The sequence below is a fragment of the Xenorhabdus doucetiae genome, from assembly GCF_000968195.1.
Taxonomy (GTDB): Bacteria; Pseudomonadota; Gammaproteobacteria; order Enterobacterales; family Enterobacteriaceae; genus Xenorhabdus; species Xenorhabdus doucetiae.
The window spans coordinates 1,930,078-1,948,626 of record NZ_FO704550.1 but is presented as its reverse complement, the minus strand read 5'-3'; the positions used below and the strand labels follow the sequence as shown (position 1 = coordinate 1,948,626).

The window sequence follows — 18,549 nt, the reverse complement described above, 5'->3', positions numbered from 1 at the left end:
CTGTTTGAGTCGAAAACCATCGCCGCGCTGGCGGCGCACAAGGAACACACCGGTACAGTTATCCCTCACCTTGCATGGGATCGCTATCCCCTGTCATTTGCCCAAGAGCGGATGCTGTTTATCGAGCAGTTTGAACAGGGCACCGATGCCTACCATGTGCCCTATCTGGTTCAGTTGGATAGCGATACCTGCCTGCCATTATTGGAAACCGCCATTAATCAACTGGCCGAACGCCATGCGGTGCTGAAAATGGTCTATCTCAGCAATGATGAAGGGCAACGCTACCAACAGGTACTGGACAGGGCTTTGGTTATCAAGTCATCCCCTTGCTGTGAAGATATCAACACGCTCTTAAATGCAATACATGTTGAGGTCACCACCCCGTTTAGTCTGGCTGCCGAACCCAGCCTGCGCCTGTGTCACTATGCGCTGGCGGATAAGCACTATTTATTACTATTGTGGCACCATATCGCCATTGACGGCTGGTCGATTGATCTCTTTATCAATGAACTGGCCGAGATTTACGCCGCCTTGTCCGAAGGCCGGGACAGCCAACTGCCTGCGCTGGATATCACCTACGGTGACTATGCCGCCTGGCAGCGGGATTATTTGCAGGGCGACGTGCGTGAGCGCCAGCTTGCCTATTGGCAACAAACTTTGGCCGATTACGAATCGCTGGCCTTACCCACTGATTATCCCAGACCCGCTCAAGTGAGCTACGCGGGGCGGGATGTCAATTTTACCCTGAACACCGAGTTATCTGGCCAGCTACGAGCACTGGCAAAAACGCAGGAAACCACCCTGTATACGGTATTGCTCAGTGGCTTTTATGTCACGCTGGCAAAACTGTCCGGCCAAAACGATATTGTACTGGGCACCCCGACCGATAACCGCCACCATGCCCAAACCCAGTCCCTGATCGGCATGTTTGTTAACTCTCTGGTTTTGCGGGCGAAATTTAAGCAGACCGCCAGCGTCACCGTCCTGATTAAACAGATCCATCAGTTGGTGGCCGACGCCAAGGCACATCAGGATATGCCGTTTGAACAACTGGTGGAAGCCTTGGACATTGAACGGGATACCGCCCGTCACCCGATTTTTCAGGTGATGTTTGGTTTGCAAAGTTTCGGGGAGAACCTGTCCTCGATAGGCAAACTGCCCTTCCAGCCGGTGACACTGGATGAATCGCTGTACAGCCCGGCTAAATTTGACCTGAGCCTGTTTCTGTCCGACGGGCAAGCCCGTATTAGCGGTTGCCTGAATTACGCAGTCAGCCTGTTTAGTGAGGCCACCATCGCGCGGCTGGCCGGCCTCTATCAACGGGTGCTGGCCGCCTTGGTGGCCGATCAGCAACAATCCCTGTCCGACATTGACAGCCTGTCCGCCGAAGAACGCCATACCCTGCTGCATGACTGGAACCAGACCGATGCTCCCTATCCACAAGACAAAACCTTGCCGCAACTGTTTGAGGCACAGACCGAAAGGACACCGGATAAGGTGGCGCTGGTATTTGAAGGCGAGACGCTGACCTACCGGCAGTTAAACCAACGGGCGAATCAGTTGGCCGCCGTTATCCGCCAATATTCCCTGCAAGCCAATACGCCGATCGCCCTTTACCTTGACCGCAGTCTGGAGATGGTGATCAGTATGCTGGCGGTACTCAAAGCCGGCGGCGCCTATGTGCCGATTTCACCCGAATATCCACCGGAGCGCGTGCAGTTTATGCTGGCTGACACCGCCGCACCGTGTGTGGTCACCCAACAGCGGCATCTCACCACACTGACAGAGTGCGCCCAAGCGCTTGCTGAACCGCCGATATTGCTAGTCGCGGATAACCCCGCCATCACCGCAAATCAGCCGGTGGAGAATCCGGTATCAATCAATAAACCGGCTGATCTGGCCTATATTATCTATACCTCAGGCACCACCGGCCAGCCCAAGGGCGTGATGATTGAGCATAGAAATGTGACTCATTTGGTGGCGGCACAGGCCGCACTGTTTGATATCACAAAGAAAAAGAAAAGCTTACTGTTTGCCGCTTATGTCTTTGATGCCTCGGTTTCCGAACTGTTTCTCAGTTTATTGCATGGCCTGACGGGTTATATTTGCAGCGAAACAGCGCGTAGTAACGCTTTTGCGGTAGCGCAACTGATCCAGCGCGAAGGGATTGAAATCGCCACTTTACCGCCGGCCTTGCTGAAAGTATTGGTTGGCACTGAGTTATCCTCCCTGCAATTGCTGGTGACGGCGGGTGAATCTCCTTCTTTGGATTTTCTGGATTATTTCAGTCAGCACAGTGATGTAGTGAATGCGTACGGCCCGACCGAAATTACCGTGTGTGCAACCGGAAAGCGCTATCAACATGGCGATATCGCGAGCAATATTGGCAGGGCGATAAATAATGTTCGCCTTTACGTTCTTGATGGTTACGGTAATCCGTCCCCTGTCGGGGCAACGGGTGAACTTTATATCGGCGGTGCCGGCGTGGCGCGGGGCTATCTCAACCGGCCTGAACTGACGGCTGAACGTTTTGTCACGAACCCGTTTGCCAGTGATGAAGATAAAGCCAAAGGTTATACCCGCCTGTATAAAACCGGCGATTTAGTCCGCTGGCGGCTGGACGGGGAGCTGGAATATCTGGGGCGCAATGATTTTCAGGTCAAAATCCGTGGTTACCGCATTGAACCGGGAGAAATTGAAACTGCGCTGACCACGCATCCTCAGGTCAAACAAGCGGTGGTGATTGACCGGGAACACCAAGGGAATCGGGTACTGGCCGCCTATCTGGTCACAGACAGCGCACTGTCCGATGATACTTTGGTGCGATATTTATCTTCCCGCCTGCCGGACTATATGATCCCCGCCAGTTTTACCCCAATTGATGCCGTCCCCCTGACCCTCAACGGCAAGCTCGACCGCCGCGCCCTGCCGGAGCCGGTATGGGAAAACCGTGACAACTATATTGCGCCCCGCAATGCGCTGGAAACCCAGTTATGTGCTATTTGGCAGGACGTGTTAGGGCTGGAACGGATCGGCATTGAAGATAATTTCTTCCGTATTGGTGGTGACTCCATTATCAGTATCAAACTGGTTTCCAAACTACGGCAGGCGGGTTTCTCCCTGCAAGTCAAAGCGATCTTTGACGCTCCCACGATAGCACGGCTGGCGCAATGGCTGACACAAACTTCCGCCGCGGCCACCGTGGTGGCAGAGCAGGGATTACTCAGCGGGGAATTTGATTTATTACCTGTCCAGCAAAGATTCTTTAACCTCAACCTGCCAAATCCACACCACTGGAATCAGGCTTTTATGATCCAGCTTCCCGGTAATATCAATCCCGCAGAGATTGAACAGGCGCTGATCATACTGACCGAACGGCACGATATGCTACGCGCCCATTTCATCGCTACCGAAAACGGTTACCGTCAGTGCTATCCGCCGGCAATGCCGTCTTGGTTGCCGGTATTACGGCAGTGTGATATCGGTGAATTTACGGAGACAGAATTACACCAACAACTCACCCAATGGCAAAGTGGCTTTGATTACTGTAACGGCCCCTTATGGCAGGCCGCTCACCTGGCCGGATACGCCGACGGCAGCGCCCGATTATTCTTCGCATTCCACCATCTGATCATTGACGCCGTGTCCTGGCGGATCATTACGGAAGATATGCGTTTATTGCTACAAGGCATGCCCTTGCCCGCGAAAACCAGTAGTTACCGGCAGTGGGTAGCGGCTGTTCACCATTATGCACAACAGCATCAAGATGAAGTGTCCTACTGGCAACAGGTGGTGGCAGGCAACGATATCAATTCCGCGTTGGATAAAATCACGCATCACCTGTCCGGCATTTCTGCTGAGATAACGGACATCCTGCTGCATGAAGCCAATACCGGTTACCACACTGAAATTAACGATTTACTACTCAGTGCACTGACACTGGCATTACAGGCAACGTTCTCCCGGACAGTAAACGATATCGTTCTGGAAGGACATGGACGGGAAACCATCGATAGCACACTGGATATCGCCGAAACCGTCGGCTGGTTTACGACACTCTACCCCGTTCGGTTGGAAATGCAGGCCGATATTGCAGCAACCATTATTCACACCAAAGAGATGCTGCGTGCTGTGCCTAATAAAGGCATTGGTTACAGTGCCTTACATCAGGCCGGCTACCTGACCGGAGATTTGCCGGCCATCAGCTTCAACTACCTTGGTCAGTTAGGGGGAATCAGTCACCAAAAGCAAAATTGGTCACTGACCAGCGATGGTTGCGGCACAGTGATCGCCAGCGAGAATAGTAGCCATTTACTGCTGGCGATTAATGGCGCCGTTCAGGCCGGGAAACTGCAATTTAGTGTGGACTCCCGCTTGCCACAACCTCAGACAGAAGCCTTTATCAGCGCCTTTGAGCAAGCACTCAATAGCGTCATTATTGCCGGCCAAAAACAGGCCCAACAGGGCGGCATTAAAACCCCCAGTGATTACGGAATTCAAGGCGTTTCCATTGAGCAGCTAAACCAGCTTACTCATCGTTTTGGTCATGTGGATCATGAAGATTCACCCTCCTATCCAGAAAAGAAAACCATTTTGGACGTGTAAAAAATGTTAATGCTATTTAAAGAACTCAAGAAAAACCATGTATCAGTCTGGGTCTGTGAAGATAAATTAAAGCTGGCGTTTGCAGGGGAAACGCCCCCGGTTCAACTGATTGATAAAGTTAAAAAAAGAAGGGAAAACTTATTAGATTTCTTAAACAAAAAGAATATCTTCTCCGAAAAAGATTTCAAAGATTTTACTTTTAGTGACAATCAGGCCGAAAACAAAATTGAAGCGATATTTCCTGCCACCAGTCTGCAACAGGGTTTTATTTATCATCATCTGACCCAGCCACAAGATGATGCCTATCGTATGCAGCTATTGTTGGATTATCACACCCCTATTGACTTTGCCGCCTATCAACAGGCCTGGTCACTGGCCTCGCGGCGTTATCCGATCCTCAGAACGGCCTTTGATTGGGAAGGCGAAATCTTGCAGATTGTCACAACGGGTGCCAGTATCCGTTCAGCAAACTTTACGACCGAAGATATCCGTCAGTTACCCGAAGAAAAACGCCGCCAAGCAATTGAAACGATCCAACAACATGACCGCACCCTGCCTTTTGATTTAAGCCAGCCCGGATTAATCCGCTTCACTTTTATCAAGCAGGGGGAAAAGCGGGTTACCGTGTTGATCACCCAGCATCACTGCATTGCCGACGGCTGGAGTCAGCCGATTTTATTACAGACTGTGCATGAATATTACAATCAATTGATACGCGGACGAACTCCTCTGGTTGTGGTGGAGCAGGCTTATCTGGCCACCCAGCAATACTATCTGGATCATAAGGCTGAATCAGAAAAATATTGGGCAAAGCGCAAAACCCAATTCCAAAACGCCAACGATCTGGCTGCCCTGTTAACGCATCACATTGACTTAACGCAGATAAAAACCGTTGCAAAGCCGGCCGAACAAACGCTTACCGTGCAGGGCGATACTTATGGGCAACTTAAGAACCTGTGCCGCATGCAAGGGGTTACCCTGAATGTGGTATTGCAATTTGCCTGGCATAAACTCCTGCACAGCTATACCGGGGATGAACAAACGATTGTCGGCACCACTGTCTCCGGCCGCGATGTCCCGGTAGAAGGGGTTGAATCCAGTGTCGGCCTGTATATCAATACCTTGCCGTTGATGGTGCAGTGGAGCAAAGCAAGCCGTATTATCAGCGTGTTACAAGAGATACAAAAAGCGATCGCCGATCTTAACAGCCACAGTGCGATCTCACTGGCCAGCCTGCAATCCGACGGGGAACGGTTATTCCATAGTCTGTTTGTTTTTGAAAACTATCCTGATCTTGTGGTGAACGAAAACGAGGACGGTATTGAGAATACCCTGACACTCCGTCAGGCCATCGAAAAAGTGGATTATCCACTGTCACTGAAAGCCTATGAGCAAGATAACGCTCTTATCGTCAAATTGGGTTATGGTGAAGACTGGATGACCGATAAACAGGCACAGCGCTTGCTTTGCCAGCTTGAACGTATTCTGCATGTTGTGGCTAATGATCCCCACCAGCCGCATACATCCATTCAGTTCTTGAGTGAAGAAGAACACTATACTCTGCTGCATAACTGGAACCAGACCGATGCCCCCTATCCACAGGATAAAACCTTGCCGCAACGGTTTGAGGCTCAGGCCGAAAAGACGCCGGATAAGGTGGCACTGGTATTTGAGGGGGAAACCCTGACCTACCGGCAGCTAAATCAACGGGCAAACCAATTGGCCGCCGTTATCCGCCAATATTCCCTGCAAGCCAATACGCCAATCGCCCTGTATCTTGACCGCAGTCTGGAGATGGTAATCAGTATTCTGGCGGTGCTAAAAGCCGGCGGCGCCTATGTGCCGATTTCACCGACATACCCACCGGAGCGCGTGCAGTTTATGCTGGCTGACACCGCCGCGCCCTGTGTGGTGACTCAACAGCGGCATCTTTCGCTACTGACGGAATATACCCAAGCACTGGCTGAACCGCCGGCACTGATTGCAGCAGATGATACGACAATTACCGCAAACCAGTCGGTGGAAAATCCGGCACCGACCAATAAACCCACCGACTTGGCCTATATCATCTACACCTCTGGCACCACCGGCCAGCCCAAGGGCGTGATGGTTGAACACAGAAATGTTACCCATCTGGTGGCGGCACAGGCAACACTGTTTGATATCACAAAGAAAAAGAAAGCCTTACTGTTTGCTGCTTATGTCTTTGATGCTTCGGTTTCTGAACTGTTTCTCAGCTTATTGCATGGCCTGACGGGTTATATTTGCAGTGAAACAGCGCGTAGTGACGCTTTTGCGGTGGCGCAACTCATTCAGCGTGAAGAAATTGAAATCGCCACCTTACCGCCGGCCATGCTGAAAGTCTTGGTTGGCACGGAATTACCCTCATTGCAATTATTGGTGACCGCGGGTGAATCACCTTCTTTGGATTTTCTGGATTATTTTAGCCGGCACAGTGATGTGGTGAATGCGTATGGCCCGACCGAAATTACCGTGTGCGCGACCGGAAAACACTATCAACACGGCGATATTGCCGGCAATATTGGCCGGGCGATAAATAATGTTCGTTTATATGTTCTGGATGAATATGGCAACCCGCCTCCAATCGGGGCAGCAGGCGAACTCTATATCGGCGGTGCCGGCGTCGCACGGGGCTATCTCAACCGGCCTGAACTGACGGCCGAGCGTTTTGTGGCAAATCCTTTTGCCAGTGACGAAGACAAAATCAAGGGTTATACCAAATTGTATAAAACCGGCGATTTAGTCCGCTGGCGGCCGGACGGGGAGCTGGAATATCTGGGGCGCAATGATTTTCAGGTCAAAATCCGCGGTTACCGCATTGAACTGGCGGAAATTGAAACCGCCCTGTCTTCTCACCCGCAGGTGAAACAGGCAATAGTGATTGACCGTGAGCAGCAAGGCAATCAGGTGCTGGCCGCGTATTTGGTTACCGATGGCGCACTGTCCGATGAAATCCTGATTAAGCATCTTGCCGCACGCCTGCCGGACTATATGCTGCCCGCCAGCTTTACCCGTATTGATGCTGTTCCCCTGACCACCAACGGCAAGCTCGATCGCCATGCGTTGCCCGATCCCGTATGGAAAAACCGAGATCGTTTTATCGCACCGCGCACGGAGCTGGAAACCCGATTGTGTACGCTCTGGCAAGAGGTTTTGGGATTAGGGCAGATCGGTATTGAGGATAATTTCTTCCGTATCGGTGGCGATTCGATTGTCAGTATCAAACTGGTTTCCAAATTGCGGCAAGCGGGTTTCTCCCTGCAAGTCAAAGCGATCTTTGAAGCACCTACGGTGGCGCGGCTGGCGCAACTGCTGACACAAACTTCCGCCGCAGTCACCGTAGTGGCAGAGCAGGGATTACTCAGCGGGGAATTTGGTTTATTACCGATCCAGCACGATTTTTTCAACTGGCATTTACCGAGTCCGCACCACTGGAATCAGGCCTTTATGCTGCAACTTCCCGGCGACAGCAAACAGGCAGATATTGCGTCAGCCCTGATCGCCCTGACCGAGCGGCATGATATGTTACGCGCCCATTTTATCGCTACCGAAAACGGCTACCGTCAGTGCTATCCGCCGGCAATGCCGTCTTGGTTGCCGGCATTGCGGCACTGTCACATTAGTGAATGCACAGAAACGGAATTACACCAACAACTGACCCAGTGGCAAAGTGGCTTTGATTACTGTAACGGCCCCTTATGGCAAGCCGCTCACCTGACCGGATATACCGACGGCAGCGCCCGACTATTCTTCGCCTTTCACCACCTGATTATCGACGTGGTATCGTGGCGAATTATTGCGGAAGATATGCGCAGATTATTGCAGGGCGAAACCCTGCCGGCGAAAACCAGTAGTTACCGGCAATGGGTCAATGCCGTCCAGCATTATGCACAACACCATCAACAGGAAGTTTCCTATTGGCAGCAAGTGATGGCGGAGAGCCAGACTCACTCCGCTGTGGATGAAATCAGTCAACATCGGTTAGGCATTTCCGCTGAATTGACCGATATTCTGCTGCGGGAAGCCAATGCCGGTTACCACACCGAAATTAACGACTTACTGCTCAGTGCCCTTACTCTGGCATTACAGGCTGTTTTCTCACATCCGGTTAACCACATTCTGCTTGAAGGCCACGGACGGGAAGCCATCGACAATACGCTGGATGTCGCCGAAACCGTCGGCTGGTTTACCACTCTCTATCCGGTACGTCTGGTTATGCAGGACGATATTGCGGAGACGATTATTCACACCAAAGAGAGGTTGCGCGCCGTGCCGAACAAAGGCATTGGTTATGGGGCGCTACGTCAGGCAGGTTATTTAGCAGGAGATTTGCCGGCCATTAGCTTCAACTACCTCGGTCAGTTGGGCGAAGAAACCGGGCAAAATGGCTCACTGATCAGCGATGACTGCGGAGATGTCGTGGCAGACGATAACCTGAGTCATTTGCTGCTCAATATTAATGGCTTGATCCAAGCCGGTCGGCTGCAATTTAGTGTCAGTTCGCGCTTATCACAAACTCAAACGCAAATATTTATCACCGCCTTTGAACAGGCACTCAAGACGGTTATCACTGCCGGCCAGCAACAGGCGCAATTAGGTGGCGTGAAGACCCCCAGTGATTATGAATTTAAAGCCGTTTCCATTGCACGCTTAAAACGTTTACAGCAACACTATCCGATAGAAGCCCTGTACCCGGCCACCAGTTTGCAGCAAGGATTTATTTATCATCATCTGGCTCAACCCCAGGATGATGCCTACCGTGTGCAACTGCTGCTGGATTATCACGCGCCTATTGATCTTGCCGCCTACCAGCAAGCCTGGGCGCTGGCTTCACTGCGTTATCCGATCCTGAGAACGGCCTTTGATTGGGAAGGGGAAATTTTACAGATTGTCACAACGGGTGCCAGTATCCGGGCGGATAATTTCCAGATCAACGATATCAGCCAATTGCCCGAACACGCGCGCAATCAGGCGATTGATGCCATCCAGCAGCATGACCGTACCCTGCCCTTTGATTTAAGCCAGCCCGGTTTAATCCGTTTCACCTTAATTAAACAACATGAACAACTGCTAACGGTACTGATCACGCAACACCACACGATTACTGACGGCTGGAGTCATCCGATCTTATTGCAAGATGTGCATAAATATTACAACGAACTCACGCAGGGAAACCGCCCCCAGATAGTGGCAGATACCGCCTATCTGGCAACCCTGCAATATTATCTGGCGCACAAAGCAGAATCTGAGGAGTATTGGACAGAGCGCAAAGCCCAATTTCAGGGCGCCAATGATCTTGCGCCTCTGTTAACTCATCGCGTTGATTTAACGCAGATAAGAATGGTTGAAAAGCCCGCCGGGCAAGCAATTACCGTCCAAGAAAGCGCTTATCAACAGCTTAAGAAAATGTGCCATGAACAAGGCGTGACGCTCAATGTGGTATTGCAATTTGCCTGGCATAAATTACTGCACAGTTACACCGGGGATAAGCAAACGATTGTCGGCACCACCGTCTCCGGCCGTGATGTGCCGGTGGAAGGGATTGAATCCAGCGTCGGCTTGTATATCAATACCCTGCCGTTGCTGGTGCAGTGGAACAAAACCGACAGTGTGGTTAAGGTGTTACACGCTATCCAGAAATCTATCGCCGCCCTTAACAGCCACAGTGCCGTGTCGCTGGCCGGCCTGCAAGCCGACGGGGAACGGTTATTCCACAGTCTGTTTGTGTTTGAAAACTACCCCGTCCCGGAGGTCAGTGAAAACGAGGACGGTATTGAACATACCCTGATATTCCGCCGTGCCATCGAAAAAACCGATTATCCCTTATCGCTGATGGCCTATGAGCAGGATAACCGCCTGACTATCAAATTGGGGTATGGTGAAGACTGGCTGGCCGATCAACAGGCACAACGCTTGCTTCACCAGCTTGCGCGTATTCTGCATGCCGTGACTGATAATCCCCACCAACCGCATACATCCATTCAGTTTCTCAGTGAAGCAGAACGTCATACCCTGCTGCATGGCTGGAACCAGACCGATGCCCCCTATCCGCAGGACAAAACCTTGCCGCAACGGTTTGAGGCGCAGGCAGAAAAGACACCGGATAAGGTGGCACTGGTATTTGAGGGCGAAACCCTGACCTATCGACAGTTAAATCAACAAGCGAATCAATTGGCCGCCGTTATCCGCCAATATTCCCTGCAAGCCAATACGCCAGTCGCCTTGTACCTTGACCGCAGTCTGGAAATGGTGATCAGTATGCTGGCCGTGCTGAAAGCCGGCGGTGCCTATGTGCCAATTTCACCGACATATCCCCCGGAGCGCGTGCAGTTTATGCTGGCTGACACCGCCGCGCCTTGTGTAGTAACCCAACAGCGGCATCTTTCGCTACTGACGGAATACACCCAAGCGCTTGCTGAACCGCCGGCACTGATTGCGGCGGATGACCCAACCATCACCGCAAACCAGCCGGTGGAAAATCCGGCACCGGCCAATAAACCCACCGACTTGGCCTATATCATCTACACCTCTGGCACCACCGGCCAGCCCAAGGGTGTGATGGTTGAACACAGAAATGTTACCCATCTGGTGGCGGCACAGGCTGAACTGTTTGATATCACAAAGAAAAATAAAGCCTTACTGTTTGCCGCTTATGTTTTTGATGCCTCGGTTTCCGAACTGTTTCTCAGTTTATTGCACGGCCTGACGGGTTACCTGTGCAGTGACGCTGAACGCAGCGACGCTTTGGCGGTGGCGCAACTCATTCAGCGTGAAGAAATTGAAATCGCCACCTTACCGCCGGTGTTGCTGAAATTATTAGTTGGCACGGAACTTCCCTCGCTGCAATTATTGGTGACGGCGGGTGAATCGCCTTCCCTGGATTTTCTGGATTATTTCAGCCGGCACAGTGATGTGGTGAATGCGTATGGCCCGACCGAAATTACCGTGTGTGCGGCCGGAAAACACTATCAACACGGCGATATTGCCGGCAATATTGGCCGGGCAATCAATAATGTTCGGTTGTATGTTCTGGATGAACAGGGCAACCCGTCTCCAATCGGGGCAGCAGGCGAGTTATATATCGGCGGTGCCGGTGTGGCACGGGGCTATCTCAACCGGCCTGAACTGACGGCCGAACGTTTTGTCGAAAATCCCTTTGCCAGTGACGAAGACAAAACCAAGGGTTATACCAAATTGTACAAAACCGGCGATTTGGTGCGCCGGTTACCGGACGGGGAGCTGGAATATCTGGGGCGCAATGATTTTCAGGTTAAAATCCGCGGCTACCGCATTGAATTGGGGGAAATCGAAAGCGCGCTGACCTCACATCCACAGGTCAGACAGGCGGTGGTGATTGACCGGGAGCACCAGGGCAATCAGGTACTGGCCGCCTATCTGGTTATGGACGGAACCGTGTCGGATGATACCTTGCTTGCACACCTTTCTGCCCGTCTGCCGGACTATATGCTGCCCGCCGGTTTTACCCGTATTGACGCCATCCCGTTAACCCTTAACGGCAAGCTAGACCGCCGCGCCCTGCCGGTACCGGTATGGGAAAACCGGGACAGTTATGTCGCGCCGCGTAATGCGCTGGAAACCCGGTTATGTGCCATCTGGCAGGAGGTGTTGGGGCTGGAGCGCGTCGGTATTGCAGATAATTTCTTCCGTATGGGCGGCAACTCCCTGACCGCCATTAAGCTGACAGCAGCCATTCGCCAGACGCTGGCAATGGAAGTGTCACTGACGCAACTGTTTGAGTCGAAAACCATCGCCGCGCTGGCGGCGCACAAGGAACACACCGGTACAGTTATCCCTCACCTTGCATGGGATCGCTATCCCCTGTCATTTGCCCAAGAGCGGATGCTGTTTATCGAGCAGTTTGAACAGGGCACCGATGCCTACCATGTGCCCTATCTGGTTCAGTTGGATAGCGATACCTGCCTGCCATTATTGGAAACCGCCATTAATCAACTGGCCGAACGCCATGCGGTGCTGAAAATGGTCTATCTCAGCAATGATGAAGGGCAACGCTACCAACAGGTACTGGACAGGGCTTTGGTTATCAAGTCATCCCCTTGCTGTGAAGATATCAACACGCTCTTAAATGCAATACATGTTGAGGTCACCACCCCGTTTAGTCTGGCTGCCGAACCCAGCCTGCGCCTGTGTCACTATGCGCTGGCGGATAAGCACTATTTATTACTATTGTGGCACCATATCGCCATTGACGGCTGGTCGATTGATCTCTTTATCAATGAACTGGCCGAGATTTACGCCGCCTTGTCCGAAGGCCGGGACAGCCAACTGCCTGCGCTGGATATCACCTACGGTGACTATGCCGCCTGGCAGCGGGATTATTTGCAGGGCGACGTGCGTGAGCGCCAGCTTGCCTATTGGCAACAAACTTTGGCCGATTACGAATCGCTGGCCTTACCCACTGATTATCCCAGACCCGCTCAAGTGAGCTACGCGGGGCGGGATGTCAATTTTACCCTGAACACCGAGTTATCTGGCCAGCTACGAGCACTGGCAAAAACGCAGGAAACCACCCTGTATACGGTATTGCTCAGTGGCTTTTATGTCACGCTGGCAAAACTGTCCGGCCAAAACGATATTGTACTGGGCACCCCGACCGATAACCGCCACCATGCCCAAACCCAGTCCCTGATCGGCATGTTTGTTAACTCTCTGGTTTTGCGGGCGAAATTTAAGCAGACCGCCAGCGTCACCGTCCTGATTAAACAGATCCATCAGTTGGTGGCCGACGCCAAGGCACATCAGGATATGCCGTTTGAACAACTGGTGGAGGCTTTGGATATTGAGCGGGATACCGCCCGTCACCCGATTTTTCAGGTGATGTTCGGTTTGCAAAGTTTCGGGGAGAACCTGTCCTCGATAGGCAAACTGCCCTTCCGGCCGGTGACACTGGATGAATCGCTGTACAGCCCGGCTAAATTTGACCTGAGCCTGTTTCTGTCCGACGGGCAAGCCCGTATTAGCGGTTGCCTGAATTACGCAGTCAGCCTGTTTAGTGAGGCCACCATCGCGCGGCTGGCCGGCCTCTATCAACGGGTGCTGGCCGCCTTGGTGGCCGATCAGCAACAATCCCTGTCCGACATTGACAGCCTGTCCGCCGAAGAACGCCATACCCTGCTGCATGACTGGAACCAGACCGATGCTCCCTATCCACAAGACAAAACCTTGCCGCAACTGTTTGAGGCACAGACCGAAAGGACACCGGATAAGGTGGCGCTGGTATTTGAAGGCGAGACGCTGACCTACCGGCAGTTAAACCAACGGGCGAATCAGTTGGCCGCCGTTATCCGCCAATATTCCCTGCAAGCCAATACGCCGATCGCCCTTTACCTTGACCGCAGTCTGGAGATGGTGATCAGTATGCTGGCGGTACTCAAAGCCGGCGGCGCCTATGTGCCGATTTCACCCGAATATCCACCGGAGCGCGTGCAGTTTATGCTGGCTGACACCGCCGCACCGTGTGTGGTCACCCAACAGCGGCATCTCACCACACTGACGGAGTACGCCCAAGCGCTTGCTGAACCGCCGATATTGCTAGCCGCGGATAACCCCGCCATCACCAAAAATCAGCCGGTGGAAAATCCGTCACCGGCCAATAAACCCACCGACTTGGCCTATATCATCTACACCTCAGGCACCACCGGCCAGCCCAAGGGCGTGATGATTGAGCATAGAAATGTGACTCATCTGGTGGCGGCACTGGCAACACGGTTTGATGTGACAAACCGAAAGAAAGCCTTACTGTTTGCCGCTTATGTCTTTGATGGTTCGGTTTTTGAATTATTCCCCAGTTTACTCAATGGCCTGACAGGTTACCTGTGCAGTGAAGCAGAACGCAACGCTCCGGCGGTGGCACAACTGATCCAGCGCGAAGGGATTGAAATCGCTGCCTTACCGCCGGCCATATTGAAGCTATTAATTGGCACTGAGTTACCCTCCCTGCAATTGCTGGTGACCGCGGGTGAATCCCCCTCCCTGGATTTTCTTGATTATTTCAGTCAGCACAGCGAGGTATTGAACTCTTACGGCCCAACCGAAATTACCGTGTGTGCCACAGAGAAACACTATCAACGTGGGGATATTGCCACCAATATTGGTAAGGCGATAAATAATGCCCGTCTGTATGTCCTTGACAAACAGGGCAACCTGTCCCCTATCGGCGCACCAAGCGAGTTATATATCGGCGGTGCCGGCGTGGCACGGGGCTATCTCAACCGGCCTGAACTGACGGCTGAACGTTTTGTCACGAACCCATTTGCCAGTGATGAAGATAAAGCCAAAGGTTATACCCGCCTGTATAAAACCGGCGATTTAGTCCGCTGGCGGCCGGACGGGGAGCTGGAATATCTGGGGCGCAATGACTTTCAGGTCAAAATCCGCGGCTACCGCATTGAACCGGGGGAAATCGAAAGCGCGCTGACCACGCATCCTCAGGTCAAACAGGCGGTGGTGATTGACCGGGAACACCAAGGGAATCGGGTACTGGCCGCCTATCTGGTCACAGACAGCGCACTGTCCGATGATACTTTGGTGCGATATTTATCTTCCCGCCTGCCGGACTATATGATCCCCGCCAGTTTTACCCCTATTGATGCCGTTCCCCTGACCCTCAACGGCAAGCTCGACCGCCGCGCCCTGCCGGAGCCGGTATGGGAAAACCGTGACAACTATATTGCGCCCCGCAATGCGCTGGAAACTCAGTTATGTACTATTTGGCAGGACGTGTTAGGGCTGGAACGGGTCGGTATTGAAGATAATTTCTTCCGCATTGGAGGTAACTCCCTGATAGCGATTAAATTGACCACAGTAATGCGTAATGAAATAGATATTGATATTCCTTTAACTATTTTATTTAGCTACAAATGTATTTCCTTATTATCCCAATGGCTGGAAGCCGGTGGTGATAAATATAATTTACTTAATTTCTTAACGCCGGCATCAACTGCATCCCATAAACTGTTTATGATTCATGCCGTCAATTGTGGCAGTGAGGTATATGAGCCTCTGGCAAATGCTTTATCCGATAGGTATAACTGCATCGGCATCGATAATTATAATCTTTGCACCGATAATCAAATTGATTCATTACAACAAATAGCCCAGATCTACATGAGGTTGATCTTAACCGAAACGGCCATTGATAAACCGATTCGTCTTTTAGGCTGGTCACTGGGAGGGCAATTAGCAATGGAAATTGCTTTTCAATTAGAACAACTTGGTGCCAAAGAGATTCAGTTGTTTTTATTGGATACGGTCATTAATACTGACGAGATAAAAGCACTCAGGAGTAAACTGGATATATCAAGTGCCTATAGTCAAGTCGTCAGGAAATTGCAGGAAATGGGCGCAAGTGAAACTTATATTAATAAAGTATTGGCCGCAATACCGTTTGAATCTGGAATAGCAAACTGTCATTTAAGCGGAAAATTATCACATACTAACATCACCTTATTTAAAGCGGGGCAAGCCAGCCCACATCATAAAGAGGGCGTTGGATTTGCGATGAGTCAATTGATAGCTAAAATACCGGATAATAATATTTCGCCATGGGCAGTCAATCCCTTGGTCATTAAGATGATTGATGATTGTTATCATGAAAATATTATTACCGCTGTTCCCCTTATCAGTACAGAAATAATGAATACCTTGTCAATTAAGGATAATCATTAAAAAATTGCTCACTCCCTTACTCCTCGCCCGGCGAGGAGTAAGGGAAGCACGAAAACCAGTAACGCTCGGTATAGCGCCGGAATTTGTCAGGCACGGATCGGTTTCAAATGACCTGTTGCAAACGATCAGTTTCAAACGATCTATTTCAAAAAAAAGGAAAAATCCGTATAATCCCCCTCCTGCCAAAAGTCCATACAGGAAATCTATCGTCGATATTATCGGCAATGTGAGAAGTCGCAATGAATCAAAAAGATAACAGAAAAGAGATACTTGAATTCAACAAACTCCAAAAACGCCTGAGGAGAAATGTTGGTAATGCGATTATTGATTACAATATGATTGAAGATAATGATGTGGTAATGGCATGTATCAGTGGCGGCAAAGATTCATTCGCGATGTTAGATATCCTGTTGAATCTGCAAAAAGCGGCACCCATAAACTTCAAAGTCGTTGCAGTAAACCTTGATCAGAAACAACCCGGTTTTCCTGAGCATATTTTGCCCCAATATTTTGAAAGCCTGGATATTCCATACTACATCGTCGATAAAGATACCTACTCCGTTGTTAAAGAGAAAGTGCCTGAAGGTAAAACGACCTGCGGGTTGTGTTCAAGACTACGTCGCGGCACGCTCTATTCTTTTGCAGAAAAAATCGGCGCAACAAAAATTGCACTGGGTCATCATCTTGATGACATCGTTGAAACGCTGTTCCTGAATATGTTCCACGGCGCCCGCATGAAAGCCATGCCGCCAAAGTTACGCTCTGACGATAGCCGTAATGTCGTCATCAGGCCGCTGACCTATTGTCGGGAAGCTGACCTTATTATGTATGCGGAACACAAACAATTCCCAATCATTCCCTGCAATTTATGCGGTTCACAAGAAAACCTACAGCGGCAAGCGATCAAAGCAATGCTGGTCGATTGGGATAAAAAAACCCCCGGCAGAGTAGAGAGTATTTTCAAATCTATTCAAAATGTCAGCCCAAGCCAATTGGCAGACAAAACGCTTTTCGACTTTGTTAACTTACCGTTGGATCGTGCGGGAGAGAGGGAAGAGTATGCGTTTAACGAAGCCGTTGTCTCATCAACCAACATTGATGAAACCCTGTTTATCGATGTGACAAACATTTAATGCTCCGCAAAGCAGCCTTGGTGACAGGCTGCTGACAAAAAAATGCCGATACGCAAATCCGCATCGGCATAGTTAATGCGCATTTACAGCCATTTGCTTCGTCTTAACCACCAGGCGAAAATCCCAATCAAGAGTGACATCAAAAGCGTGAATAAGCCGAAGCCAAACGGGTACGTATTACCGGGTATTCCCCCCAAGTTGACACCAAATAACCCCGTCAAAAAGGTTGTCGGCAAAAATACCATCGCCAACAGGGACATCATGTAAGTACGGCGGTTCATGGCATCTGCCATCATGGAACTGATTTCATCGGCCAAAACGGCGGTTCGGGCAATACAACCATCAAGATCATCGATTCCCCTGCCCAATCGATCCGCAATTTCCTGCATTAAACGACGCTCTTCATCACTCATCCAAGGCAGCCGCTCACTGGCTAAACGAATGAAAATATCCCGCTGTGGTGCCATATACCGGCGCAAAACGATTAACTGCTTACGCAACAAGACTAATTCGCCACGACCGGGCACTTTTTGCTCCAAAATACCATCTTCAAACTCAATCAGGTTGTCATGCAGCGCTTCAATAAAATCATTGACTTCATCAGTAATGGCACCAGCGATTTCTACCAGCCAATTACCGGTACTTTTTGCCCCCACCCCGTTATGCAAATCGTCCAGCACTTGATCAATGCAATGAATTTTGCGATGCCGGCTGGAGATAATCATTTTGTCATTAATATAGATGCGAAACGAAACCAGATGATCGGGACGCGCATTATCATTGCGGTTCACCGATCTCAAGGTAATCAAAGTGCCTTCACCAGTGCGCAGTACCTTCGGGCGAATACTTTCGCTCACTAACCCGTCTTTTACCGGGAACGGCAGTAAGGCGGTATCCATGAGCCATTGATGGCTCGCTGAATTTTTGTAATCAAGGTGCTGCCAGACTGGCTGCTCTGCTGTTACGAGTGAATCTCCGCCAAATGCTGTCATGCCTCCCTTACCATTTAACTGACAGGCATAAATGGCATTTGAACCGTTAAATACCGAGCCATAGATCGTTTCCACATCTGCTCCTTATTTGT

The 18,549-nt window shown here is 50.8% G+C and carries 4 protein-coding genes; 3 read left to right on the top strand and 1 reads right to left on the bottom strand.

The features are described from left to right. Positions 1–111: 111 nt before the first annotated feature. From XDD1_RS18420 to ttcA, 3 genes are all read left to right on the top strand, one after another. A complete protein-coding gene (locus XDD1_RS18420; protein ID WP_408068293.1) occupies positions 112–4,605 on the top strand; it encodes an amino acid adenylation domain-containing protein in 4,494 nt (1,497 codons plus the stop codon). 3 nt (positions 4,606–4,608) lie between these two features. Next, positions 4,609–16,332, top strand: a complete 11,724-nt coding sequence (locus tag XDD1_RS08835) for a non-ribosomal peptide synthetase (RefSeq protein WP_045970449.1) — start codon at positions 4,609–4,611, stop codon at positions 16,330–16,332. A gap of 239 nt (positions 16,333–16,571) precedes the next feature. Then, positions 16,572–17,465, top strand: a complete 894-nt coding sequence (gene ttcA / locus XDD1_RS08830) for a tRNA 2-thiocytidine(32) synthetase TtcA (RefSeq protein ID WP_045970447.1) — start codon at positions 16,572–16,574, stop codon at positions 17,463–17,465. 83 nt (positions 17,466–17,548) lie between these two features. Here the strand turns inward: ttcA and zntB are convergent, their stop codons facing one another. Further along, positions 17,549–18,532, bottom strand: a complete 984-nt coding sequence (gene zntB, locus XDD1_RS08825) for a zinc transporter ZntB (protein WP_045970445.1) — start codon at positions 18,530–18,532, stop codon at positions 17,549–17,551. Positions 18,533–18,549: the final 17 nt, after the last annotated feature.